Consider the following 23854-nt stretch of genomic DNA (forward strand, 5'->3'; position numbering starts at 1 on the left):
GGGCTACTCCGGGAGGTGCGGTTCGGTGGGCTGGGAGGCCAGGGCCTGCGAGCTGCGGGCGGCGTAGTCGCGGTCGCCGACCAGGACGGCGTCCACGCCGTCGGTGTCGGACAGGCGCACCTGCACGGCCTCGCGCAGCGAGGTGGGGAGGTTCTTGCCCACGTAGTCGGCCCGGATCGGCAGCTCGCGGTGGCCGCGGTCGACCAGGACGGCGAGCTGGACGGCGCGCGGGCGGCCGATGTCGCTCAGCGCGTCGAGCGCGGCGCGGATGGTGCGGCCGGAGAAGAGCACGTCGTCGACCAGGATCACCAGCTTGCCGTCGATGCCGCCGGGCGGGATCTCGGTGTGCTCCAGGGCGCGGGCGGGCTTCAGCCGCAGGTCGTCCCGGTACATGGTGATGTCCAGGGTGCCCAGCGGGATCTCGCTCCCGGTGATCTGGGCCAGCCGGGCGTGCAGGCGGCGGGCGAGGTGGACGCCCCTGGTGTGGATGCCGAGCAGCACGACGTCCTCCGCGCCCTTGGCGCGCTCGACGATCTCGTGCGCTATCCGGGTGACGACCCGGGCGATGTCCGTGCCGTCCAGCACCTGGTGCGGCGGCCGCGGCGTCGGTTCTTGGTGTGTGGTCATGCCGAAGCGGACCTCCTTCCCCGCCTCACGGGACGGGCCTTAAAGGATGTCTGGGATCTGCCCCCGCCGAACCGGGCGTGGGCTTCGGGTCATCCTATCAGCGCCCCCGGAGGCAAGTGGACGTCCATCATTCCGCTTCACCGGGTTAACGCCCCGGATGCGCCCACGATGCGGGCTATTCGCACGACTGCCCCATTCGGCTTGACGCAACACCTTACTCTACGTAACCTCACAGTGAGTTACGAGACGCGCGTCGAACCCACCGGTAACGGCGTCGGCAATCGCCCGTGACCCACCACTGAACGCGAAGCAATCTCGTCCGGGGAGATCAATGTCCAGCGACTACGCGAAGCAGCTCGGAGGCAAGCTCCGAGCGATCCGCACTCAGCAGGGTCTCTCCCTGCACGGTGTCGAGGAGAAGTCCCAGGGGCGCTGGAAGGCAGTCGTCGTCGGCTCGTACGAGCGCGGCGACCGTGCGGTCACCGTGCAGCGGCTGGCCGAGCTCGCCGAGTTCTACGGCGTTCCGGTGCAGGAGCTCCTGCCCGGCGGTACGCCGGGCGGCGCGGCCGAGCCGCCGCCGCGCCTGGTCCTCGACCTGGAGAGACTGACTCAGGTCCCGTCCGAGAAGGCCGGCCCGCTGCAGCGCTACGCGGCGACCATTCAGAGCCAGCGCGGCGACTACAACGGCAAGGTCCTCTCGATCCGCCAGGACGATCTGCGCACGCTGGCCGTGATCTACGACCAGTCGCCGTCGATCCTCACCGAGCAGCTGATCTCCTGGGGTGTGCTCAACCCCGACGCGCGCCGCGCGGTGCGCGAGGAGGACGCGAGCTGACGCTCGCCGCACCGGCTCCCATCGGTGAGCAACACCAAGTAGTACCAAGCAGAAACGTCACGGCGCGGTCCCGGGGTTCGGGGGCCGCGCCGCGGCGCTCCTGTGACCGCCACCTCGCTTTGACCGCCACCTCGCCTCCGGGCGCTCGGACCCGGTGCCGACGGTCGTCGCTCCGGCGCGCCCTTCGGCTCGGCAGCAGGCCCGTCCGGTCAGCAGACCGTGCCCAGGCTGTAGCCCGGCCGCGCCGCGACGCCGTCCAGCCGCACCGGCCGGGAGGCCGGCGCCCAGTCCGGCCCGCCGCTGGACCAGGCCCAGGCGGCCGGCAGGTACTCGCCGCAGGAGGCGGCCGAGCCCTGCGAGCCGTGCAGCACCGCGACGCCCGGCAGCTCCAGCGCCAGCCCGGCGCAGAGCACCGCGCAGACCAGTTCCAGGTCCTCGTCATTGATCCGCACCACGCCGTCCTCCCACTGCAGCACCCGGGCCGCGGCGGTGAGCTTGCCGTCCGGCGCGTCCACCCGCAGGCGCAGCTCGTACACCCCGGCGCCCGCGCCGACCAGCATCCGGCGGAACACCTCGCCCCCGCGCTGGTAGGCGGCGCGCACCCAGCGGGCCTGCTCCTCGTCGGCCTCGCCCGCGCCCCCGTACAGGCCGCCGTCGAGCAGCAGGTCGACGTGGCAGAGCGTCAGCCCGTTCTCCCGGGCCCGGACCAGGCGCGGCACGAAGTCCCCGGCCAGCTCCTCGCCCCGGTAGGCCAGCAGCTGGGTCTGCAGCGGCGGGTTGACCAGGTAGCGGTCGCGCGCGGCGGGCTCGGCCGGGTCCAGCCGGTGCAGCAGGCAGAACTCCTCGAAGTCCTGCGGGTGGAACATCCGGGCCCGGACGGTCTCGAACCGCTCCAGCGCGTCGGCCAGCAGCTCGGCGGTGTCGGCCAGGTAGCGATCAAAGTCGGGGGCGTCGCACACGCCCCGGGCGCGGGCCCACTGGAAGTCCGCGGCGTTGGTGAGCACCCCGATGACGAACGCCTGCTCGGCCCCCTCGACCGGCGGCCGGTGCGGCGCCCGCAGCGCGGGCCGCAGGCCGCCGGCGGTGCAGTCGGAGTTACGGCGGGCGCGGCCCTTGCGGCTGGTCATCGAGGCTCCTGGCGTCGGCGGACGACCGTCGGCGGTGTGACGGTCAGCGGCGGGGGCTCACCGCTGACCGTGTTACTCCCCAGTTCCGCGCGCCACACACGTACGGCGTGTCACAGGAATGTAACCACCGGTAATACCGGTCGCCGTCTCCGAGTCACCTCACGCCTGGCGCGGCACCCTGGCCAGCTGGCGGGACTGGGCGACCAGGCGGCCGGCCTCGTCCCAGATCTCGGCGTCCTCCTCGAAGTAGCCGCCGGCCAGGTTACGGGTGGCGTGGGTGACCCGCAGCCAGCCCGGGGTCGGCTTGGCCCGCAGGTGGACGGTCAGTTCGACGGTCGGGGCCCAGCCGGGCAGGCCGAGGTCGAAGGTGACCGGCGGCAGCGCGTCGGCGACCAGCAGGAGCAGCAGCGGGTCGGGCTCGCGGCCGTCGCGGAGCCGGAACCAGCCCTGGATCCGCCCGTTGCCGGAGGGCTGCCCGAGCGCCCAGCCGACGGTGGCCGGGTCGAGCCGCAGGTCGAAGCGCTCCAGCAGGGCGGCCTGTTCGATCAGCTGCGGGGGCGCGTGCTCGACGCCGATGCACTGGTCCGGCGGCGGCAGCTGCGGCGGGACGGCGCTGGTGCGCACCTCACCCTCGGCGGCGGCGAGGTCGCCGTGGCTGGCCACCACCCGCAGGCGCTCGACGCCGTCCTGACTGAGCGAGGCGGTACCGGTGGACAGGCCGCGACCGGTGCGCAGCACCTCGGTGCGGACGGTGGCCGGGCCGGGGGTCGAGGCGGACAGGTAGTAACCACTGATCGACACCGGGTCGGAGTGCTCGCCGTGCTCCAGCGACAGCGCGTGCCCGGCGACGGCGAGCAGCAGCCCCCCGTTGACCCCGCCGCCGATCTGCCAGCCGGCACCGAGCTCGGCGTCGTAGCGGCCGGCCTCGTCGGGGTGTCTGGTCAGGGCTATGCCCTGGTCGAACTCGCTGCGGGTCGCAGTGGTCATTGGGGTGGCCTGCCCTTCAAGTTACTGGCGAGTAGGGCTCCACACTACGCCTGCCGGGTGCACCTTGCGCCTACCGGGTGAGCGAAACGGCCGTCGGATCCGAGATTCCGGATCCGACGGCCGTTTCGCAGGGCATGACCGTTACCGGCGGATGCTCGGCTTCAGCTCCAGGAAGCGGGCGAGCATGCCGTTCACGAAGGCCGGGGAGTCGTCAGTGGAGAACTCCTTGGCGATCTCGACGGCCTCGTCCAGGACGACCGCGTCCGGGACGCCGTCCTCCCAGATCAGCTCGTACGCGCCGAGCCGCAGGACGTTGCGGTCCACGATCGGCATCCGGTCGAGGGTCCAGCCCACCGCGTACTGCTCGATCAGGTCGTCGATGCGACGGGCGTGCTGGACGTACCCCTCGATCAGCTCCATGGTGTACTCGCCCACCTGCGGGGTGCCCTCGTCGGGCTTCGGCTCGCGGGCGCGGGCCACCCAGTCGGCGAGGACCTGCTGCGGGTCGACCCCGCGGTGGTCGGCCTCGAAGAGGATCTGGAAGGCCCGGGTACGGGCCTTGCTACGTGCGGCCGACACGGACTTACTTCACCCGGCCGAGGTAGCTGCCGTCGCGGGTGTCGACCTTGACCTTCTCACCGGTGGTGATGAAGAGCGGGACCTGGATCTCGGCACCGGTCTCCAGGGTGGCCGGCTTGGTGCCACCGGTGGAGCGGTCGCCCTGGACGCCCGGCTCGGTCTCGGCGATGACCAGCTCGACGGCGGCCGGGAGCTCGATGTACAGGACCGCGCCCTCGTTGGTGGCGACCAGGGCCTCGAAGCCCTCCAGCAGGTACTTGGCCGCGTCGCCGACGACGGCCGGCTCGACGGTCAGCTGGTCGTAGGTGTCCATGTCCATGAACACGAAGTTCTCGCCGTCCTTGTACGAGAACTGCATGCCGCGCTTGTCGACGTTGGCGGTCTCGACCTTGGTGCCGGCGTTGAAGGTCTTGTCGACGACCTTGCCCGTCAGGACCTCCTTGAGCTTGGTCCGAACGAAGGCCGGGCCCTTGCCGGGCTTGACGTGCTGGAACTCGACGACGGACCAGAGCTTGCCGCCCTCCAGCTTGAGGACCATGCCGTTCTTGAGATCGTTCGTGGAAGCCACGGGCGCACTTACTCCTGGATATAGCTGTCAAGGAACCAAGGGTTCGCGTCCTGCCGCCGACGGCCTTCGGGGGCCGCCGTCACAGGGCGAGGAGCTCCTTGGTGGTAATGGTGAGCAGCTCGGGCCCGCCCTCTTCGAGGGGGCGCACGACGAGCGTGTCCTCGATCCGGACCCCGCCCTTGCCCGGGAGGTGAACCCCTGGGCCGACGGTGACCGGTACGCGGCTGTCCAGTTTACCCATGTCCGACGGACCGAGGCGCGGCGCCTCCCGGATCTCCAACCCGATGCCGTGGCCCACCGGGTGCGGCGAGGCCTCGCTGTGGCCCGCCGCCTCCAGGACCTGGCGCGCGGCCCGGTCGGGTACGCACTGCTCCACGCCCGGTCCGAGGGCCTCCCGGCCGGCCCGCTGGGCACGGAAGACCAACCGGTGCAGCTCGACCTGCCAGGGCGCGGGGGCGGCGCCGATCACGAAGGTCCGGGCGGTCGAGACGCGGTAGCCGCGGTACTGGGCGCCCATCACCACGGTGAGGAAGTCGCCCTCCTCCACCCGGCGGTCGGTCGGCTGGTGGGCGGGCTGGCCGGAGTGGCTGCCGGTGCCGACCGAGACCGGGAAGGCGGCCCGGTCGGCGCCGTGGTCGATCATCCGGCGCTCCAGCTCCATCGCCAGGTGCCGTTCGGTGCGGCCGACCAGGATCGACTCCAGCAGCTCGCCGAGCGCCTGGTCGGCGATCTCGGCGGCGATCCGCAGGTCGGCGATCTCGTGCTCGTCCTTCACCACCCGCAGCCGCTCCACCACCTGGCCGAGGTCCGCCAGCCGGGCGCCCTCCGCCAGACTCCCCACCGCCCGGTGCCGGGTGACGGTCAGGTCGTGCTCCTCCACCGCCAGGCCCCGCACCCCCAGCCGCGCGGCCGCGGCCGTGGCGGCCAGCGCGGTGTCCGCCCCGGCCGGCACCGGCATCTGGGTGATGTCGGCGGCGATCAGGTGCTCCCCCGAGTCGTCCGGCGGCAGGTCGTCCGGCACTGCCAGCAACGCCCGCTCCCTGGTCAGCAGCAAGGTCGCCCCGCAGGGCGCGCAGCCCGTCAGATACCGCACGTTCGCCGCCCGGGTGACCAGCGCCGCATCGGCCCCGGCCGCACCGCAGTGCTCCCTCACCCGCTCCCGCCGCCCCGTGTACGCATCGGCCATGCGTCGAGCCTACGAACCTCCGGCCCGAACCGCCCGCCGAGCACCCCCGGGGGAGGACGACGGTCGCACACCGCTGCGCGTTCCCGGCCATCAGACCCCCCCCGCGCCTCCGGGAATGGGCAGGGGGGAGCTCACGTTCCAACTCGGTGAAAACGACTTCCATTTTGGTGCACGGTTTCGGCCCAGCCCACGGAACCCGGCACCCGAGGCTCCAGGAGGAAACCCCATGGCCCGCAGCGAACTACGCCCCGTGATCAAGCTCCGCTCCACCGCCGGCACCGGCTACACGTACGTGACCCGCAAGAACCGCCGGAACGACCCGGACCGGATGCTCCTGCGCAAGTACGACCCGGCCGCGGGTCGGCACGTCGACTTCCGCGAGGAGCGCTGACCCGCCCACCCCGCATCCGCCTTGGAGGAGCCCAGCCGTGAAGTCCGGAATCCACCCCGATTACCGCCCTGTCGTCTTCCGCGACAAGGTCGGCGGCCTCGCCTTCGTCACCCTCCCCAGCCTTCGGCCGGGGGGACCCCCATGACGGTCACCGGTGACCGCACCGTCGAGCGGGGGGACGGCAACACCTACCCGGTGATCGACGTCGAGATCTCCTCGGCGAGCCATCCCGTCTACACGGGCCGGTCCCGGGTGCTCGACACGGCCGGCCGGGTCGAGCAGTTCCGCCGCCGCTACGGCGACCGGCACTGACGACGAGCGAAACGGCGCCTCCCCCGGGGGAGGCGCCGTTTCGGCGTACGGAAGGGGCCTCAGCGCGGCGGCGGAACCGACACCACCATGGTCAGCCGCAGCGCCCGCTCCCCCGCGTTGCGGTAGACGTGCGCGTACGAGGCGTCGAAGGAGACCGTGCTGCCGGCCGGCACCGGATGGTCCGCACCGTCGTGCACCAGGGTCAGCTCACCCTCGTCGACCCGGATGATCTCCACCGTCCCGGCCGGGTGCGGCTCGGAGGAGTACTCCTCGCCCGGCTCCATCCGCCACTCCCACAGCTCCAGCGGCCCGGGCGCCTCGATGCCGTGCAGCAGGGTGCCGGTCCCGCCGCTCGCACCGGTCCAGAGCGGCACGGCCTGGTCGCCGGGGATGATCCGGACGTCCGGGCCCTCCTCGTAGTCGAGCAGCGTGGCGATGGAGACGCCGAGCGCGTCGCCGAGCCGGACCACGGTGGCCACGCTCGGGTTGGTGCGGCCCTGCTCGATCTGGACGATCATGCCGCGGCTCACCCCGGAGCGGGCTGCGAGGGCGTCCAGGGTGTGGCCGCGCTCGGCGCGCAGCCGCTTGAGGTTCCGGGCGAGGGCCTGGGAGACGAGGTCGGGGTCCGGCACGCGGGCAGTCCTCCGGTGTCCACAATACGGAAAGTGCAGAATACTGTTCGTCGAGGTTCAGTTCAGTGAACTACGCTGCCTTCTCGGCAACGAGTCCATCCGACTGTACTTCGGAGTGCATTGTGCTGTCCTCGATCTCCTGGCACCTCCAGTGACCGTCCTGCTCGCCCTCTCCGCCAGCCTGCTCACCGGCCTGGGCGACTTCGGCGGCGGCGTCCTCACCCGCCGACTGCCCGCGCTCGCCGTCGTGGTCGTCTCCCAGGCCGCGGCCACCGTCGTCCTCCTCCTCGCGGTCCTGGCCACCGGCGGCTGGGCGGACGCCTCCCCCGCCCTCTGGTACGCCGTCGCCGCCGGGGTGTTCGGCCCGTTCGCGATGCTCGCCTTCTACCGGGCGCTCGCGCTCGGCCCGATGGGCGTGGTGTCCCCGCTGGCCACCGTCGGCGTCGTGGTACCGGTCGGCGTCGGGCTGGCGCTCGGCGAGCGGCCCGGTCCCGGCCAGGTGGCCGGGACCGCGGTGGCCGTGGCCGGCGTGGTGCTGGCCGGCGGCCCCGAGCGCGGCGGGCCGTCCGCCGCCCGCACGGCCCTGCTGCTCACCCTGGCCGCCGCGTTCGGCTTCGGCACCAACATGGCCCTGCTCGCCCAGGCCTCGGCCGGCGGCGGCTTGCTGCTCATGCTGTGCGTCCAGCGGCTCGTCAACATCGCCGTCGGCGGCACCGCGCTGCTGTTCGGCCTGCGCGGTACCGACACCTCCGGACTGCTGTCGGAGCTGCGCGCCCGGCTGCCCCTGCTCACCGCCGTCGGGCTGGCCGACGTCGCCGGCAACGCCACGTTCGCGATGGCCTCGCACGGCGGCTCGGCGGCGGTGGCCGCCGTGCTCGCCTCGCTCTACCCCGTGGTCACCGCGCTGTTGGCGCGGGGAGTGCTCAAGGAGCGGCTGCGCGCGGTCCAGGTGGTCGGCGCCGGGCTCGCCGTCGCGGGCACGCTGCTGCTCGCGGCAGCGTGACCGACGGACTACTCCGCGGGCGTCCAGCGCTTCTCGACCCCGGCCAGCTTCCAGTAGGCGATCGCGATCGCCCACACCACCACGAACAGCCCGGCGATCGCGTACCCGACGTTGTCCAGCGAGATGTCCGCGATGAACCCGGTGACCGGATCGGTCAGGTCGAGCTTCTCGTGCAGCACCCCGACCAGCTCGATGGTGCCGATGATGAAGGCCACCGCGATCGACAGCCCGGTGATGGTCAGGTTGTAGTACACCTTGCGCACCGGGTTGGAGAACGCCCACTGGTACGCGAAGTTCATGAAGGTCCCGTCCAGAGTGTCGAACAGGCTCATCCCCGCCGCGAACAGCAGCGGCAGGCAGACGATCGCGTACCAGGGCAGCCCGGCCGCCGCACCCGAGCCGGCCATCACCATCAGGGTGACCTCGGTCGCGGTGTCGAAGCCGAGGCCCAGCACCATGCCCACCGGGAACATCTGCCCGGGCCGGGTGATCGAGCGGGTCGCCCGGTTCAGCAGCCGGGCCATGAAGCCGCGCGAGTTGAGGTGCTCCTCCAGCTCCGCCTCGTCGTACTTCCCGGCCCGCATCGAGCGGAACACCTTGAGGATGCCGAGCAGCGCCGCCAGGTTGAGCGCGCCGATCAGGTAGAGGAAGGCGCCGGAGGCCGTGGTGCCGACCAGCCCGAGCCACTTGTGGGTGGCCGAGTCGTCGTCCATCAGCGTGTTCGCCAGCTGCGCGCCGCCCGCCACCAGGGCGGCCATGATGACCACCATCGAGGAGTGCCCGAGGGCGAACCAGAAGCCGACCGAGACCGGCCGCTTGCCGTCCGCCATCAGCTTGCGGGTGGTGTTGTCGATCACCGCGATGTGGTCGGCGTCGAAGGCGTGCCGCATGCCGAGGGTGTACGCGGTGATGCCCAGGCCCACCCCGAAGACCTGGGTACCGACCGCGTAGTTGTGGGGCGCGACCAGGAAGATGAGCGTCCCGAAGGCCACCACGTGCATGGCCAGGATCACCCCCATCAGCCCGGCCGTGCGGATGGTGTCCTCGCGCTTCCACCTGAAGGTGGGCAGGACGGAGGGGGCCGCCTCAGCAGGAGTGGCGGTTTCGGGCAGGGTCATCTTCGGATCACGCTCCAGCACCTCGTGGAATGACTTCGTGAGATGCCGTGGCCGGTCTCCTGGCTTACGGGGCTTCCGGACCCGCCTTCCCAAGCGCACGAGGCGCCCAGTGGCACGTGGGTACGGACAACTCTCCCCCGATCACAGTGGCGAGGGCCGCTCCGGACTGGGACCCCTGAGGGTCCGTCACCGGTCTTCCCGAGCACCACGGCGGGGAACACCGTAGGGCTCCGGCCTCACCCTCGCAAGGTTGCGCACCTGTGCAGGTGTCCAGGATCACAGGCCCCTGCCTGCAAGAATGTCCGCATGCATCTCGTACCGGCCGACCGCGCGGGCCACCGCACCATCGACGGCCACCGGGTCTGCGAGGCCATCGCCGCGATCGGCGACACCGCGCACGTCCGGTCCTGGGCCGAGCGGTTCTCCCTGCTCGCCGACCCCGGACGGCTCGCCCTGCTGCTCGCCCTGAACCGGGCCGGCCCGCTCGCCGTCACCGACCTGGCGGTTGCCACCGGCATGCGCGACCCCGCCGTGTCCCAGGCCCTGCGGCTGCTGCGCACGGCGGGCGTGGTCACCGGAGACAAGGACGGACGCGTGGTGCGCTACCGGCTCGTGGACGACAGCATGCGCCCCCTCCTCGACGAGTGCGCCGCCGGAGAGCACCACGAACCCACCGCAGCGGCGGGCTGACCGACACTCGGGGCCGGCCGTCTCTCGCAAGGGGCACCCCGGGAGCGGCTGGATGAGTACGATCATGAGGTGCCGTCCCACCCCCACGTCTGGCCCGCCGACCGCTGGAACACCCGCCCGGTCAAGGCCCGCGTGCTGGCGGTCGCCCGCACCCTCACCTCGGCGACCCGGGTCCTGGACGTCCTCACCCTGCTGAACCAGGACGGCATCGAACGGTACTTCACCGTCAACCCCGGCTCCGCCTTCGCCGACCGCGGCCTCACCGACTACCTGCGCGGCCTGCCCGGCTACACCGTGCTGGAGTGGGAGGACGCCGTCCGCCGCCGCTTCGACCTGGCCGTCGCCTGCGCCGTCCACGCCTCCATGCACCGGCTGGACGCCCACCTGGTCGTCCTCCCGCACGGCGCCGGCTACAACCGCCTGGTCACCGAGTCCACCGGTGACACGGTCAGCGCCGCAGGCCTGTCCCGCAACGAACTCACCCACCGGGGGCGGGTGTTCGTGGACGTCCTCGGCCTCTCCCACCCCGAGCAGCTGGACCGGCTGCGGGTCTCCTGCCCCGAGGCGCTGGACGTCGCCCGGGTGGTCGGCGACCCGTGCTTCGACCGGATCCTCGGCAGCGAACGCTCCCGGGACGCCTACCGCGCCGCACTCGGCGCCGTCGACGGCCGCCGGCTCGTCGTCGTCAACTCCACCTGGAGCGGGCACTCGTTACTCGGCCGCCGCCCCGACCTGCCCCGCCGCCTGGTCCGCCGGCTGCCCGCCGACGAGTACACGGTGGCCGTCGTGCTGCACCCCAACATCTGGAGCCGGCACGACCCCGAGGCCCTGCTCGACGACGCCCGCCGGATGGGCCTGCGGCTGATCCCGCCGCACCAGGGCTGGCAGGCCGCGCTGGTCGCCGCCGACTGCCTGATCGGCGACCACGGCTCGGTCTCCGTCTACGGCGCCGCCCTGGGCCGCCGCACCCTGCTGGTCGCCACCGGCGCCGCCGAACTCGACCCGCACTCCCCCAGCTACGCCTTCGGCCAGGCCGCGCCCGTCCTCGACCCGGACGGCGACCTCGCCGCCCAGCTCGAACAGGCCCTGGCCCGGGACCCGGCCGACCTCAGCGACATCACCGACCGCTCGCTGGCCCACCGCGGCGAATCCGCCCGGCTGCTGCGCCCGCTGCTCTACTCCTTCCTGGAGCGCCTGGACGAACCCGAGGGCGAACCCGTCCTGCCGCCCTACCCCAAGCCCGTCCCGCGCCCCGGCGGCACCGACCGGCCCACCGCGTACGACGTCGAGGGCAAGAGCGAGGGGACGGAGGTCAGCCTGCGGCGCTACCCGTTCGACCCGAACGACCCCACCCCGCGCGGCTTCCACGCGCTCACCGACGACCACCCGGGCGACGCCCTGCGCTACACCGCCGAGGTCCTCGCCCGCACCGAGCCGCACGCCGAACACCCCGCCGTCCACTGGCTCGCCGACACCGCCGCCGAACTCCCCGGCCTCGCCGTCGTGGTGGCCGCCCTCGGCCCGGCCCGCCACCTGCTCAGGCTGCACACCGGCCAGCTGCTGGAGGCCCTCGCCGAACGGGACTTCGGCCGCGCCGAGCCCGTCCTCGACCCGCTGCTGCTCGGCTCCGCCGTGGCCTCCTGGCTCGCCGACGGCGGCGACCCGGCAGGCCTCCCCGAACACGGCCTCACCGTCCGCACCGGCGAGCACCGCACCCGGGTGTCCTTCCGGACCGGTCCTTAGACGGGCCTCAGGGCCGCAGCTCCCGCAGGCGGGCCCGGCTGCGCTCCGCCAGCTCCGGGTCGTCCAGCTCCTCGGCCAGAGCCACTAGCAGGGTGTGGGCCTGGGCCTCCTTGGGGTACTGCTTGCGCTCCCCGGCCCGGCGGGCGCAGTCGCCCGCGGCCGCGACGGCGAGGTCGAGCTGCCCGAGCGCCTGGTGGGCCCGGGCGCGGACCAGCGGCAGCTTCATCAGCATGTCGTGGTCCGCGGTGGCCTCGGCCCGCGCGGCGGCCTCGGCCAGCACGGTCAGCGCCTGCTCCGGGCGGCCGTCCGCGATCAGCGCCTGCGCCAGGTTGTAGCTCTGCACGATCTCGCCGTGCGCATCGCCCCGGTTCTCCGCCAGGGCTCGGGTGAACCGGTCCACCGCCTCGCCCGGGCGGCCGTCGGCCAGGCAGAGCAGGCCGTCCGTCTCGAGCAGCACCCCCGCCACCCGACGCTCGACCACCAGCGGCAGCTGCTCCGCGGCGAGCGCCAACTGCTCGGCGGCCGGCCCGTACTCCTTGCGCTCGTAGTGGGCGCGGGCGAGCTGGTTGCGCACCCGGACCACGGCGTCCGGCTGGTTGTCCCACTGGGCCGACTCGACACCGAGCCGGTGGGTGGCGATCCAGTCCTGATAGAGCTTGCGGCCGTGGTAGAGCGGCCACAGCGACTCACAGAGCCGCCACACCTCGCCGTGCCAGCGCTGCTCGGCCGCCGCCTCCACCACCGCGCGCAGATTGGACCGCTCGGCGTGCAGCCACTCCAGCGCCGCCGCCCCGGAGGCGAAGCCGGGCAGCCCCGCGCCGCCGGCCTCCTGCAGCCGCAGCCGCGACCCCATCGCCCGGTCGGCCAGCGAGGACCGGCCCCGGTAGTACGCCACCACCCGGGCCAGCAGCTCGGCCCGGCCCGGGAGTTCGCGGGTACGGCCGTAGGCGTGCAGCCGTACCACGTCATGGGCACGGAAGCGCTCCTCGGAGTCGTCGGCGTCCAGCACCTCGTCCACCAGGTGCACGGCCCGCAGCTCCGTCAGCGCCTTCGCGGCCTGCTCGACGCCCGCCGCGCGCGCCAGTTCGGCCGACAGGAAGGGGCCGGGGTGCACACCGATCAGCCGGTAGAGCGCCCGGCCCTGCGGCGACAGCCGCTCGTACACCGCGTCGTAGGTCGGGCCGAGGTCGCTCCCCTCGTCGTCCAGCATGGCCAACCCGCCTTCCCGGTGGCGCAGTTCGGCTACCACCCGGCCGACCGGCAGGTGCTCCCGGTCGAGCAGCTGGCTGCCGACCGCGTTCAGCGCGAGCGGCAGCCCGCCGCACTCCTCGACCAGCGCCGCCAACTCCACCTCGGTGCCCCGCCCGGCGCCCAGCCACCGGCGCACCAGCTCCGTTCCCGCCGTCCCGCTCAGCGGCCCGAGCTGCCGCACCTCGGCGCCGTCCATCCGCAGCGCGGGCAGCCGCCGCCGGCCCGCGACGACCACCAGCCCGCTGGACGGGAGCAGCGCCCGGACCTCGGCGGCGTGCTCGACGTTGTCCAGGAAGAACAGGCAGCGGCGCTCGGCGGTGACGGTCCGGAACTTGGTGAACCGCTCCGCCTCCACCGCCGGGGGCTCGGAGCCGAGCGCGCGCAGGAAGCCGGCCAACAGTTCGGGCAGGTCCACCCCGCCCTGGTGCCGGTAGGCCAGCAGGTCCGCGTAGAGGTCTCCGTCCGGGAATCTGGCCCGGTGCTCCTCGGTGAACTTGGCGATCAGCTCCGTCTTCCCGACCCCACCGAGGCCGGTGAACACCACGATCCCGAGCCCGCCCGCCTCCACCCGATCCAACGCCCCGGTCAGCGCGGCGAGTTCCGGCTCGCGGTTGACGAAGGGGCCGCGCGGCGGCCGGACCTGACGAGGCCTCGGCACCGGCTCGGGCTGGTGGAGGTGCACCGCCCCGATGCTGTCGGCCTGCACCACGTGGCCGCCCACCGTGGCGCCTGACACGGTGTTCGTCACCTCGCGCCGATCCATCCGCGTGCTCCCTCCGGCCGGTCGGGGCCCAGCCTACGGGGCCGGGGCTCCGGCCGGTGGGCGGATCAGCCGTTCAGGCCGCCTGGCAGGTCGGGCACCAGAACAGGTTGCGGGCGGCGTGCTCCTCGGTCCGGACGTCCGTGCCGCAGACCAGGCAGGGCATCGCGGCGCGGCGGTAGACGTACACCTCGCCGCCGTGGTCGTCCACCCGGGGCGGGCGGCCCATGGCCTCGGGGGTGTGCTCGGGGCGGACCGTGTCGATCCGGCCGGCGGCGACGCCCTCGCGCATCAGGGCGACCAGGTCGGCCCAGATCGCGTCCCACTCGCCGCGGGTGAGGTCACGGCCGGCCCGGTGCGGGTTGATGTGGTGCCGGAACAGCACCTCGGCGCGGTAGACGTTGCCCACCCCGGCCAGCACCTTCTGGTCCATCAGCAGCGCGGCGACGGTCGTACGGCTGCCCGATATCCGGCGCCAGGCGGCCTCCGGGTCGGCGTCGGCGCGCAGCGGGTCCGGGCCGAGCCGGGCGGCGACGGCGGCCTTCTCGGCATCGGTGATCAGCTTGCAGGTGTTGGGTCCGCGCAGGTCGGCGTAGCCGTCGTCGTTGGCCAGCCGCAGCCGGACCAGCCCGACCGGGTCGGGCGCGGGACCGGTGCCGAAGGTGAGACCGCCGTAGAGGCCGAGGTGGATGTGCACCCAGGCGCCTTCCTCGAAGCCGAGGAAGAGGTGCTTGCCGGTGGCCTCCGCGCCCGTGAGCAACTGCCCGTCGATCACCTTGGCCTCGTCGGCGAACCGGCCCTGCGGGCTGGAGGTCGCGACCGGGCGGTCACCGAAGGCCTTGCGGTTCTCGGCGGCGAGGCGGTGGATGATGTGGCCTTCCGGCACGGGCGTCAGCTCCCCGAGAAGTGGTACGGCAGGACGGGGTCCATCATCGCAGCCGCCACCGACAGCTCCACGACTGCGCAGGTCAGCGGACCGGCATGCCCATCAGCCGGGCCAGGATGACCCGGTCCAGCTCGGCGGCCGTACCGGCGACGTCCAGGTAGGAGTTGTCGATGATCGGCAGCCCGGAGTTGTACCAGCCGGCCATCCGCCCGTGGATCCGCGCCACCTCTTCGTCGCCGAGCCGCCGGGTGCCGCTGCGGCGGGCGTTGCGGCGCAGCACCGAGTCCAGGCTGGGCAGTAGGACGACCGGGATCATGCCGGGGCCGATGTGCCGCTTCCAGCCGCCGAGACCGATCGCCGGACGGTCCGGGAAGACGGCGTCGTCGATGATGCAGGAGATGCCGTTGGCCAGGTAGTTGCGGCAGGCGAAGCCGCAGGTGCGGCGGGCCAGCCGGTACTGGGCCTCGGAGGCGTTGTTCCAGCCGGACTGCGGGTTGGCGAAGCCGGACTGCACCCACTCGCGGACGTCGTCCAGGCTGATGTGCGCGGTCGGGGTCGCCCGGCGCTCGGCCCAGTACCGGGCGACGGTGGTCTTGCCCGCCCCGGCGGGGCCGATCAGCAGCACGGCGATCGGACCGGCGGGCGCGTGCCGCCGCGGAGGGTGGACGGGGAGCTGGACGGGTGCGCCGGTGGGCAGCACGAAGTGCCCGGTGCCCCCGGCTGGAACGGGCGCGCTCGGCGCGGGCGCAGGCGCAGCGGCCGGAGCGGGTCCGGGCGCAGCAGCCGGTGCGGGTGCGGGCGGCGCAGTAGCCGGAGCCGGAGCCGGAGCCGGTGCCGGAGAGGGTGCCGGAGCCGGTGCGGGAGCCACCGGAGGCGGCGGCACCGGGGCAGCGGCGGGAGCGGCGGCGGGCACCGGACCGGGAGCGGGAACCGGAGCGGGAACCGGAGCGGGAACCGGCGCGGGAGCGGGAACCGGCGCGGGAGCCGCAGCGCTGGAAGGCGCGGGAGCAGCGGTCGGCCGAACCGTCGGCGGCGGAGGCTGAGGCGGCGGAACCGGCGCCCCCGACGGGGACACCCCCGCACCGCCCCCCGGCGGCACCGGCGGAGCGGCGGGACGCGGCGGGACCTGCCCACCTCCGGCGTACTGCGTCACGGCACCTCCCGACACCTTCTCAGCGGGGACACTACACGGCGGCCCGGCGGCGGGCACAGTCCGCCACCGGGCCACCGGTTCGTCCCTTCCGCTCCGACCTCGGCCGACATCAGCTCAGGTCAACCCGCAGGCGGCCCGGGGCAACTCAGAACGGGTCAGGTCGGTTCGAGTCGGTTCGGATCAACTCCGCTCGTCCCACGCCGTTTCAGATCGGTAGCGGCTCACCGCGTGGTGAGCTGCTCCGCCAGGGCACGCAGCGCCAGCTCGTACGAGCCGATCCCGAACCCGGCGATGGTGCCGGAGGCCACCGCGGCGATCACCGAGTTGTGCCGGAAGGTCTCCCGGGCGTACGGGTTGGAGATGTGCACCTCGATCAGCGGCGCGGTGCGCTGCGCGGCGGCGTCCCGCATCGCGTACGAGTAGTGGGTGAACGCGCCCGGGTTGATCACCACGGGCACCTTCCCGTCGGCCGCCTCGTGCAGCCACTCCACCATCTGCTGCTCGGAGTTGGTCTCGTGCACCTCGACCTCGAAGCCGAACTCCTCGCCCAGCGCGGTGCAGCGCTCGACCAGTCCGGCGTACGAGGTGGCGCCGTAGACGTCCGGCTCACGGCTGCCCAGCCGGCCGAGGTTGGGGCCGTTGAGCACCATCACCCGGGTCACGCCGAGACCTCCGCGTACGCGGCGACCAGCAGGGACGGGTCCGGGCCCTCCAGCACGGAGGTCTTGCCGAGGCCGTCCAGGACGATGAAGCGGATCAGGTCGCCGCGCGACTTCTTGTCGATCTTCATCGCGTCCAGCAGCTTCGGCCAGGCGTCCGCCCGGTAGCTCAGCGGCAGGCCGACCGAGGCCAGCACGGTGCGGTGCCGGTCGGCCGTCTCGTCGTCCAACCGCCCGGCCAGCCGGCCGAGTTCGGCGGCGAAGACCATGCCGATGGAGATCGCCGCGCCGTGCCGCCACTTGTAGCGCTCGTTGCGCTCGATGGCGTGGCCCAGGGTGTGGCCGTAGTTGAGGATCTCCCGCCGGCCGGACTCCTTGAGGTCCCCGGAGACCACGTCGGCCTTGACCTGGATGGCGCGGCGGATGAGCTCGACGGTGTGCGGGCCGGCCGGGGTCTTCGCTCCCTCCGGGTCGGCCTCGATCAGGTCGAGGATGGCCGGGTCGGCGATGAAGCCGCACTTGATGACCTCGGCGAGGCCGGAGACGTAGTCGTGCTTGGGCACGGTCTCCAGGGTGCCGAGGTCGGCCAGCACGCCCACCGGCGGGTGGAAGGCGCCGACCATGTTCTTGCCCTCGGCGATGTTGATGCCGGTCTTGCCGCCGACGGCCGCGTCGACCATGCCGAGCAGCGTGGTGGGCATGGAGATCCAGCGCACCCCGCGCAGCCAGGTCGCGGCGACGAAGCCGGCCAGGTCGGTGGTGGCGCCGCCGCCGAGGCCGACGATGACGTCACTGCGGGTGAACCCGGTCTGCCCGAGCACCGACCAGCAGTACGCGGCGACCTCGACGCTCTTCGCGTCCTCGGCGTTGGGCACCTGGAGCGCGATCGCCTCGTACCCCTCGCCGGCCAGGTCGTCCCGGATGGCGTCGGCGGTGGCGGCCAGCGCCTCCGGGTGGATGATCGCGACCCGCTTGGCACGGCCGCCGATCAGCGGCGCCAGCTCACCGAGCAGCTGGTGCCCGATCAGCACGTCGTACGGGTCATGGCCGGCGCTGCCGCCGACGTGGATCCTGACGATGTTGTCAGTCATGGGGGGTCTTCAGCTCCAGTGCTTCCAGTACGGCGTCCGCGACCTGCGCGGGGGTGCGGCCGGCGGTGTCGACCACGGCGGTGGCCACCTCCAGGTAGAGGGGGCGGCGGGCCTCCATCAGCTCGCGCCAGCGGGCCCTCGGGTTGACGGCCAGCAGCGGGCGCGGGGCGTCCAGGCCGACCCGCTTGACCGCGTCGCCCAGTGGGACCTCCAGGAAGACCACCGGCAGCTCACGCAGCAGCTCACGGGTGGCCCCGGCCATCACCGCGCCGCCGCCGAGCGCCAGCACCCCGCCGTGCTCGGTGGCGGCGGTCCGCACGGCGGCCACCTCCAGCTCGCGGAAGTGCGGCTCGCCCTCGTCGATGAAGATCTCCGGGATCGGCTTGCCGGCCAGCGCCTCGATGTCGGCGTCGGTGTCCCGGAAGCCGACGCCCAGGCGCTCGGCCAGGGCCCGCCCGACGGTGGACTTGCCACTGCCGGGCGGGCCGACCAGCACCACGACGGGGTTGGTCATGCCCCCGCCTCGCTGAGCTCGGCAGGCGATGACCACAACGGGCGCCTCCTGGTGATGAGCTCGCTTCGCCCACTCATTTGATGATCAGGTGGTCGAGGTAGCTCTCCACGTTGCGGCGGGTCTCCGACACGTTGTCACCGCCGAACTTCTCGTTCACCGCGTCGGCCAGCACCAGCGCGACCATCGCCTCCGCGACGATCCCGGCCGCCGGCACCGCGCAGACGTCCGAGCGCTGGTGGTGCGCCTTGGCCGGCTCGCCGGTGCGCACGTCCAGGGTCTGCAGCGCCCGCGGCACGGTGGCGATCGGCTTCATCGCGGCGCGCACCCGCAGCACCTCGCCGGTGGACAGGCCGCCCTCGGTGCCGCCGGAGCGGCCGGAGGTGCGCTTGACGCCCTCGGGGGTCGGGACGATCTCGTCGTGCGCCTTCGAACCCGGCACCCGGGCCAGCTCGAAGCCGTCGCCGACCTCGACGCCCTTGATCGCCTGGATGCCCATCAGCGCGGCGGCCAGCCGCGCGTCCAGGCGGCGGTCCCAGTGCACGTGCGAGCCGAGGCCCACCGGCACGCCGTACGCGAGCACCTCGACCACGCCGCCGAGGGTGTCGCCGTCCTTGTGGGCCTGGTCGATCTCGGCGACCATCGCCTTCGAGGCGTCCGCGTCCAGGCAGCGCACCGGGTCGGCGTCCAGCCGGGCCTCGTCCGAGGGCAGCGGCAGCACGCCGGCCGGCGCCTTGGCGGCGGCCAGCTCGACCACGTGGCTGACGATCTCGATCCCGCAGGTCTCCTTCAGGTACGAGCGGGCGACCGCGCCCAGCGCGACCCGGGCGGCCGTCTCGCGGGCGCTGGCGCGCTCCAGGATCGGCCGGGCCTCGTCGATCGAGTACTTCTGCATGCCGGCCAGGTCGGCATGGCCGGGCCGGGGGCGGGTCAGCGCCTCGTTGCGGGCCAGACCGGCCAGCACCTCGGGGTCGACCGGGTCGGCCGACATGACCTGCTCCCACTTCGGCCACTCGGTGTTGCCGACCATGATCGCCACCGGGCTGCCCATGGTCAGACCGTGCCGGACGCCGCCGAGGAAGGTCACCTCGTCCTGCTCGAACTTCATCCGCGCCCCGCGGCCGTAACCGAGCCGGCGGCGCGTCAGCGCGTCGGCCACCATGGCGGTGGTGACCGGTACACCGGCGGGCAGGCCTTCCAGCGTCGCGACGAGTGCGGGGCCGTGCGACTCCCCCGCCGTCAGCCAGCGCAACGTACCCAACGGAGCTCCTTCATCAGCGGACCGGCCCACGGCACCGCCGCGGCCCGCCCCGGACGTGCCTTGTGCCTGAATCCTTTCATGCCCCAGCGGCACCCGGGGTCACAGTCCGCGTGACGGACAGCAACCGGTCACCATCCGGCCGTGGGGTGGCCGCAAGCTGCGACTCAGCGCCCCGCCAACGCCTTCTCGCCCGCCTCGCGCATCGCCGCCAGCGGCCCGGGCCCGCGCCCGGTGAAGGCCTCGCTCTGCAGCACCGCCTGGTGCACCAGCAGGTCCAGCCCGCCCAGGACGGTCGCCCCGCGCTCGGCGCAGGCGGCGGCCAGCGCCGTCGGCCACGGGTGGTAGAGCACGTCGAACAGCGCCCCCGGCGCGGCGGGCAGGGCGGCCGCGAAGCCGTCCGTCGCGCCGACCGGCGTGGTGGAGACGGTCAGCGGCCGCTCCAGTGCCTCGGCCCCGCGCTCCCAGTCGGCGGTCCGGACGACGACGCCGAGCCGCTCGCCCAGCTCGGCCATCTCCCGGGCCCGCTCGGCGCTGCGCACGTAGACCGTCACCTCGCCGGTGCAGATCTGGGCGAGCGCCGCCAGCGCCGAGGAGGCGGTGGCCCCGGCGCCCAGCACTGCCGCGGCGCTCACCTCGGTGATGCCGCGCTCGCGCAGCGCGTTGACCAGTCCGGGCACGTCGGTGTTGTCCCCGGTGCGCCGCCCGTCGGCGGTGAACACCACGGTGTTGACCGCGTCCACCGAGCGGGCCGTCGCGCTGACCTCGTCCAGCAGCGGGATGACCGCCCGCTTGAGCGGCATGGTCAGCGACAGCCCGGCCCACTCGGCCTCGTCCAGTCCGGCGATGAAGCCGGGCAGGCCGGCCTCGTCGATCTCGAAGCGGTCGTAGCACCAGTCGTCCAGCCCGAGCGCCGCGAAGGCGGCCCGGTGCAGATCCGGCGAGAGCGAGTGGGCGATCGGCGAGCCGAGGACGGCCGCCCGGTGCTTGGTGGTCAACGCTGCCTCTCCGTGGGCGGGTTACCGGTGCGGACTACTTGGTGGTGCAGTGGCCGCGGGCCTCGTCGAAGCCCTGGCCGGCCGCCTGGCAGTACTCCTTGACGTTGGCGTAGTGCTCCTTGGCCGTCTCGGCGAAGCGGGTCTCGGTCGGCGACATCGCGATGAAGTACAGCCACTTGCCGTCCGCCGGGTGCAGCACCGCGTTGATCGCGTCGTCGCCGGGGTTGGAGATCGGCGTCGGCGGCAGGCCGGGGTTGAGGTAGGTGTTGTACTTGTTGGACGCGTTGTCCATGTCGCTCTTGTTGAGGTCCTTGCGGCCCAGCGAGTACTGCAGCGTGGTGTCCATGCCGAGGCGGTGATGGGTCTCGGGCTCGTTGGCCAGGCGGTTCTGGATGGTCTTGGCCATCTTGGCGAAGTCCGCGGTGTTGTTGCCCTCGCGCTGCAGGATGCTCGCCTCGATGATCACCTCGTAGCCGTTCTTGAGGCCCACCGAGGCGGCCTGGCCGTCCAGGCTCGCGTACTTGTCGGTGGCGTTCTTCACCATCGCCTTGAGCAGGTCCTCGGGCTTCATGCCGTCGGCGATGTTGTAGCGGGTCGGCCAGAGGAAGCCCTCGACGTTGCCCTGGGCGTACGCGGGCAGACCGAGGTCGTTGACCTGGGCCTTGGCGACGTTCGCCGTGGTGCCCTTCTGCAGCTTCAGCTTGGTGTCGATCATCGTGTAGATCTCGGAGGAGTTCTTGCCCTCCGGGACCACGAGGGCCGCGCCGCCCGCCTGGTCGAGCAGCTCCTTGAGCGCGGCGGCCGCCGACATCTCCTTCTTCATCCCGTAGAAGCCGGGCTGGATGGTGCCGCACTTGGGCTCGTTGTTGCAGGCCTTGGTGAAGGCGTCGACGCTCTTGACCACACCGGCGTTCTTCAGCGCGAGGCCGATCTGGCCGCCGACCGCGCCCTGCTTGACCTCGACCTGGACGGAGCCGCTGCCGTCACCGGTGAAGTCCGGCGGCGGGCCGAAGTGCTGCTGGTAGAAGCCGTAGCCCCACCAGCCGGCGCCGCCCACGGCACCGAGCAGCACCAGCGCGACCAGCAGGCAGGCGCCGCCGTTGCGGCGGCCCGCCTTCTTGCCCTTCTCCTTGCGCTTCTTCTTGGCCTCGCGCGAGTCGTCCTGCTCGCCGAGGAAGCCGACCTCCTCGGCCTCGGCGTGCTCCTCGAGGTACCCGTCCTCCTCGTGGTGGCCGTCCTCGTGGCCGTCCCACTCCTCGACCGCGGGCTCGTGCGCCGCGCCGACCGGGTCGGCACCGGACTCCAGCGCGGCGGCCTCGGCCTCCCAGTCGATCCCGTCCGGACCGGGGCCGGAGGCGGGCGCGGCCGGCTGGGCCTGCTGCGGCCCCCGCTGCTGGACGGGCGGCTGCTGGACCTGCTGCTGCGGCATGCCCTGCTGCTGCATCGGCATCTGCTGCTGGGCCGCCATCTGCTGGGGGTGGCCCAGCTGCATCTGCTGCATCTGCTGCTGGGGCATGCCCTGCTGCGGCATGCCCGGCTGCATCGGCATCTGCTGCTGGGGATAGCCCTGCTGGGGCATCTGCTGCTGGTAGCCCTCGGCCGCCATCATCTGCTGCGGCGCCATCATCTGCTGGGGGTGGCCCTGCTGCGGCATCTGCTGCTCGTACCCCTGAGGGTATGCCTGCTGCTGGTACGCCTGCTGCTGCACGTCACCGTACGGCTGCTGGACCTGCTGGCCCTGCTGCGGGTACTGCTGCTGCCACTGGCCGTCCTGCTGGCCGGGGACCGGCTGCTGGCCGCCGTACCCGGGATCACCGGGGTGCCACGGCTCGCCCTGGGGGCCGTAGCCCCGACCCAGATCGGTCATTGATCCCCTTAACCGACGGTGACGACCGGAGGATCGGACCGGCCGTCCGGGACGACGTCGTCCCGGCTGATTCTCGAACCGGCGTGCTAGCGCAGCGCCTGGGAGGAGACGTTACCGTACCGCAGCCGTAGCCCGGCCCGGACGGGACGTACCGTCAGTGAGCGACCTCACCCTCGGCGAACGGGCCCGTCACGGCGTCGTGGCGGCCGTGGCCGAGGGCGTCGCGGCAGCCGGAGCGGCGGGCGTGGCGCTCGGCTTCGCCGAGGCCCGGCCGGCGTTGAACTCCGCCACGTTGCGCTGCTGCACCTCGAAGCTGTCGGTGAAGCGGGTGTCCCCCGGCTTCACGGTGACGAAGTACACCCAGTCCCCCGGCGTCGGGTCCAGGGCCGCCGTGATCGCCTGCCGCCCCGGGTTGGAGATCGGCGACGGCGGCAGCCCGGGGTGCAGGTAGGTGTTGTACGGGGAGTCCAGCTTGGTGTCGGTGACGGTGGTGTTCAGGGTCGAGCGGCCGAGAGCGTAGTTGATCGTGGAGTCCAGCTGCAGCGGCATGCCCTTGGCCAGCCGGTTGTAGATGACCCGGGCCACCTTGCCCATGTCCTCGGTGTTGTCGGCCTCGGCCTGGACCATGCTGGCCACGGTGACCAGCCCGTACAGGCTCTGGCCGAGGGTCTGCGCCACGACGTTGGCGTCGTCCCGGCTGAACTCCTTGCCGGCCCGCCCGACCATCTGCTTCAGCAGGTCCAGCGCGGTGGTCCCGTCGGTGACGCTGTACGTCGCGGGGAACAGGTAGCCCTCGGGGCTGCCCTTGGCGAAGTCCGGCAGGCCCAGTTCGGCGGCCTGCTCCTGGGCGGTCTTCCGGCTGGTGCCCTCGGGCAGGTTCAGCTTCTTGTCGATCGCCGCGAAGATCTGGTAGCCGCGCCAACCCTCGGGAATGGTGAGGCCGTTGGCGTTGGCCGGGTCGATCAGGACGGCCAGTGCCGCGACCGCCGACATCTTCTGCTTCAGGGTGTAGGTCCCGGGCTGGATCCGCCCGGCGGCGGCCGCACTGCCCTTCGCCGCCCTGGTGAAGGCGAGCGAGCTGGCCACCACCCCGTTGCGGACCAGCGCGGAGGCGATCTGGGCCAGGCCCGCGCCCTCCGGCACCGAGACCTGGACGCTGCCGGTGCCCTGCCCCGCGTAGTCGGCGGCGGCCAAGGGTTTGCGCTGCCCCTGGAGCCAGGTGTAGCCGGTCAGCCCGATCCCGCCGAACACCGCGACCAGCGCGAGCGCGGTGAGCCCGCAGGCCAGTTCGTTGCGCCGTCGGTGCGGATCCGGCGCATCGAAGCGCGGCCGGGGCGCGCCCTGGGGACTGCCCTCCGGCTCCAGTACCGGAGCACCCAGGTGTCCGGGCGTGAGCCCCGGGTGGAAGTCCTGGTCGGTCATGGCTTGCGCCCCCTCTGCGGTCCCGAATCGCTTCGAAGCGGTCCGAACCGATCCGAGTCACTCACACCGATCTGCATGGACCTGCATGGATCTGCATGGATCTGCATCGATCTGGACCGACCCGAAACGGACACGGAATCAAACGAAAAGGGGTCCGTGCGGACGCGTCCGCACGGACCCCTCAACGGGACGTTAGAGCA

The 23854-nt window shown here is 72.8% G+C and carries 24 protein-coding genes, 1 pseudogene and 1 riboswitch; of the genes and pseudogenes, 7 read left to right on the forward strand and 18 right to left on the reverse strand.

The features are described 5' to 3' along the window. Window positions 1-3: 3 nt before the first annotated feature. The gene (pyrR, locus tag ACFQ87_RS30390) at window positions 4-627 is read right to left on the reverse strand and encodes a bifunctional pyr operon transcriptional regulator/uracil phosphoribosyltransferase PyrR (RefSeq protein ID WP_380614063.1); all 624 of its coding nucleotides are present in this window, start codon (window positions 625-627) and stop codon (window positions 4-6) included. 331 nt (window positions 628-958) lie between these two features. On the opposite strand from pyrR, the gene ACFQ87_RS30395 reads away from it, so the two are divergent. After that, window positions 959-1462 carry a transcriptional regulator gene (locus ACFQ87_RS30395; protein ID WP_030056198.1) on the forward strand — a complete coding sequence of 168 codons (504 nt, stop codon included), beginning with the start codon at window positions 959-961 and terminating at the stop codon, window positions 1460-1462. Between the two features lie 209 nt (window positions 1463-1671). On the opposite strand, the gene ACFQ87_RS30400 is transcribed toward ACFQ87_RS30395, so the two are convergent. The 5 genes from ACFQ87_RS30400 to ACFQ87_RS30420 all read right to left on the reverse strand — a co-directional run bounded on the left by ACFQ87_RS30400 (window position 1672) and on the right by ACFQ87_RS30420 (window position 5909). Then, complete coding sequence (locus ACFQ87_RS30400; RefSeq protein WP_380614064.1) at window positions 1672-2589, reverse strand: hypothetical protein; 918 nt, start codon at window positions 2587-2589, stop codon at window positions 1672-1674. Between the two features lie 159 nt (window positions 2590-2748). Next, entirely contained in the window at window positions 2749-3576 is an 828-nt protein-coding gene (locus ACFQ87_RS30405) for a thioesterase family protein (RefSeq protein ID WP_380614065.1), read from the reverse strand. Window positions 3577-3717: 141 nt separating this feature from the next. After that, window positions 3718-4155, reverse strand: a complete 438-nt coding sequence (gene nusB / locus ACFQ87_RS30410; RefSeq protein WP_030290257.1) for a transcription antitermination factor NusB — start codon at window positions 4153-4155, stop codon at window positions 3718-3720. 4 nt (window positions 4156-4159) lie between these two features. Beyond that, a complete protein-coding gene (efp, locus tag ACFQ87_RS30415; protein WP_355669804.1) occupies window positions 4160-4723 on the reverse strand; it encodes an elongation factor P in 564 nt (187 codons plus the stop codon). 79 nt (window positions 4724-4802) lie between these two features. Further along, window positions 4803-5909 (reverse strand): M24 family metallopeptidase, encoded by a 1107-nt coding sequence (locus ACFQ87_RS30420; protein WP_380614066.1) that lies wholly within the window; start codon window positions 5907-5909, stop codon window positions 4803-4805. 226 nt (window positions 5910-6135) lie between these two features. Between ACFQ87_RS30420 and rpmG the strand changes: the two genes are divergently transcribed. Next, complete coding sequence (rpmG, locus tag ACFQ87_RS30425) at window positions 6136-6300, forward strand: 50S ribosomal protein L33 (RefSeq protein ID WP_380614067.1); 165 nt, start codon at window positions 6136-6138, stop codon at window positions 6298-6300. Between the two features lie 37 nt (window positions 6301-6337). Then, window positions 6338-6612 (forward strand): annotated as a pseudogene (locus ACFQ87_RS30430) (type B 50S ribosomal protein L31). A 59-nt stretch (window positions 6613-6671) separates the two neighbouring features. Here ACFQ87_RS30430 and ACFQ87_RS30435 read toward each other — a convergent pair. Then, on the reverse strand, window positions 6672-7244 hold the full coding sequence (locus ACFQ87_RS30435; protein WP_380614068.1) for a helix-turn-helix domain-containing protein: 573 nt from the start codon (window positions 7242-7244) through the stop codon (window positions 6672-6674). Between the two features lie 151 nt (window positions 7245-7395). Between ACFQ87_RS30435 and ACFQ87_RS30440 the strand changes: the two genes are divergently transcribed. Continuing rightward, a complete protein-coding gene (locus ACFQ87_RS30440) occupies window positions 7396-8247 on the forward strand; it encodes an EamA family transporter (protein WP_380614069.1) in 852 nt (283 codons plus the stop codon). Between the two features lie 8 nt (window positions 8248-8255). On the opposite strand, the gene ACFQ87_RS30445 is transcribed toward ACFQ87_RS30440, so the two are convergent. After that, the gene (locus ACFQ87_RS30445) at window positions 8256-9365 is read right to left on the reverse strand and encodes a HoxN/HupN/NixA family nickel/cobalt transporter (RefSeq protein WP_380614070.1); all 1110 of its coding nucleotides are present in this window, start codon (window positions 9363-9365) and stop codon (window positions 8256-8258) included. A gap of 31 nt (window positions 9366-9396) precedes the next feature. Beyond that, window positions 9397-9590: riboswitch (cobalamin riboswitch) on the reverse strand. A gap of 81 nt (window positions 9591-9671) precedes the next feature. Here ACFQ87_RS30445 and ACFQ87_RS30450 point away from each other — a divergent pair. Both ACFQ87_RS30450 and ACFQ87_RS30455 read left to right on the forward strand, forming a co-directional pair. Next, entirely contained in the window at window positions 9672-10055 is a 384-nt protein-coding gene (locus tag ACFQ87_RS30450) for an ArsR/SmtB family transcription factor (RefSeq protein WP_380614071.1), read from the forward strand. Window positions 10056-10124: 69 nt separating this feature from the next. Then, a complete protein-coding gene (locus tag ACFQ87_RS30455) occupies window positions 10125-11798 on the forward strand; it encodes a hypothetical protein (protein WP_380614072.1) in 1674 nt (557 codons plus the stop codon). Between the two features lie 7 nt (window positions 11799-11805). Here the strand turns inward: ACFQ87_RS30455 and ACFQ87_RS30460 are convergent, their stop codons facing one another. The 9 genes from ACFQ87_RS30460 to mltG (ACFQ87_RS30500) all read right to left on the reverse strand — a co-directional run bounded on the left by ACFQ87_RS30460 (window position 11806) and on the right by mltG (ACFQ87_RS30500) (window position 22019). Next, window positions 11806-13797: an AAA family ATPase gene (locus ACFQ87_RS30460; protein WP_380614073.1), complete on the reverse strand. Its 1992-nt coding sequence runs from the start codon at window positions 13795-13797 to the stop codon at window positions 11806-11808. Window positions 13798-13885: 88 nt separating this feature from the next. Next, the gene (locus tag ACFQ87_RS30465) at window positions 13886-14695 is read right to left on the reverse strand and encodes an Fpg/Nei family DNA glycosylase (protein WP_380614074.1); all 810 of its coding nucleotides are present in this window, start codon (window positions 14693-14695) and stop codon (window positions 13886-13888) included. Window positions 14696-14777: 82 nt separating this feature from the next. Then, window positions 14778-15608, reverse strand: a complete 831-nt coding sequence (locus tag ACFQ87_RS30470) for an AAA family ATPase (RefSeq protein ID WP_380614075.1) — start codon at window positions 15606-15608, stop codon at window positions 14778-14780. A 461-nt stretch (window positions 15609-16069) separates the two neighbouring features. After that, window positions 16070-16498, reverse strand: a complete 429-nt coding sequence (gene aroQ / locus ACFQ87_RS30475; RefSeq protein ID WP_380614092.1) for a type II 3-dehydroquinate dehydratase — start codon at window positions 16496-16498, stop codon at window positions 16070-16072. A gap of 8 nt (window positions 16499-16506) precedes the next feature. Then, complete coding sequence (gene aroB, locus ACFQ87_RS30480; protein WP_380614076.1) at window positions 16507-17598, reverse strand: 3-dehydroquinate synthase; 1092 nt, start codon at window positions 17596-17598, stop codon at window positions 16507-16509. Then, window positions 17591-18112: a shikimate kinase gene (locus ACFQ87_RS30485; RefSeq protein WP_380614077.1), complete on the reverse strand. Its 522-nt coding sequence runs from the start codon at window positions 18110-18112 to the stop codon at window positions 17591-17593. Before ACFQ87_RS30485 ends, aroB begins: the two co-directional genes overlap by 8 nt. Before the next feature lie 73 nt (window positions 18113-18185). Continuing rightward, on the reverse strand, window positions 18186-19370 hold the full coding sequence (gene aroC, locus ACFQ87_RS30490) for a chorismate synthase (protein ID WP_380614078.1): 1185 nt from the start codon (window positions 19368-19370) through the stop codon (window positions 18186-18188). 164 nt (window positions 19371-19534) lie between these two features. After that, window positions 19535-20365: a shikimate dehydrogenase gene (locus ACFQ87_RS30495; RefSeq protein ID WP_380614079.1), complete on the reverse strand. Its 831-nt coding sequence runs from the start codon at window positions 20363-20365 to the stop codon at window positions 19535-19537. Between the two features lie 34 nt (window positions 20366-20399). Then, window positions 20400-22019 (reverse strand): endolytic transglycosylase MltG, encoded by a 1620-nt coding sequence (gene mltG, locus ACFQ87_RS30500; protein WP_380614080.1) that lies wholly within the window; start codon window positions 22017-22019, stop codon window positions 20400-20402. On the opposite strand from mltG (ACFQ87_RS30500), the gene ACFQ87_RS30505 reads away from it, so the two are divergent. Next, window positions 22002-22235, forward strand: coding sequence for a hypothetical protein (locus ACFQ87_RS30505; protein WP_380614081.1), 234 nt, complete (start codon window positions 22002-22004; stop codon window positions 22233-22235). The genes mltG (ACFQ87_RS30500) and ACFQ87_RS30505 overlap by 18 nt on opposite strands. A gap of 186 nt (window positions 22236-22421) precedes the next feature. Here the strand turns inward: ACFQ87_RS30505 and mltG (ACFQ87_RS30510) are convergent, their stop codons facing one another. Further along, a complete protein-coding gene (gene mltG, locus ACFQ87_RS30510) occupies window positions 22422-23654 on the reverse strand; it encodes an endolytic transglycosylase MltG (RefSeq protein ID WP_380614082.1) in 1233 nt (410 codons plus the stop codon). Window positions 23655-23854 lie beyond the last annotated feature (200 nt).

The organism is Kitasatospora sp. NPDC056531 (genome assembly GCF_042794375.1).
Classification (GTDB): domain Bacteria; phylum Actinomycetota; class Actinomycetes; order Streptomycetales; family Streptomycetaceae; genus Kitasatospora.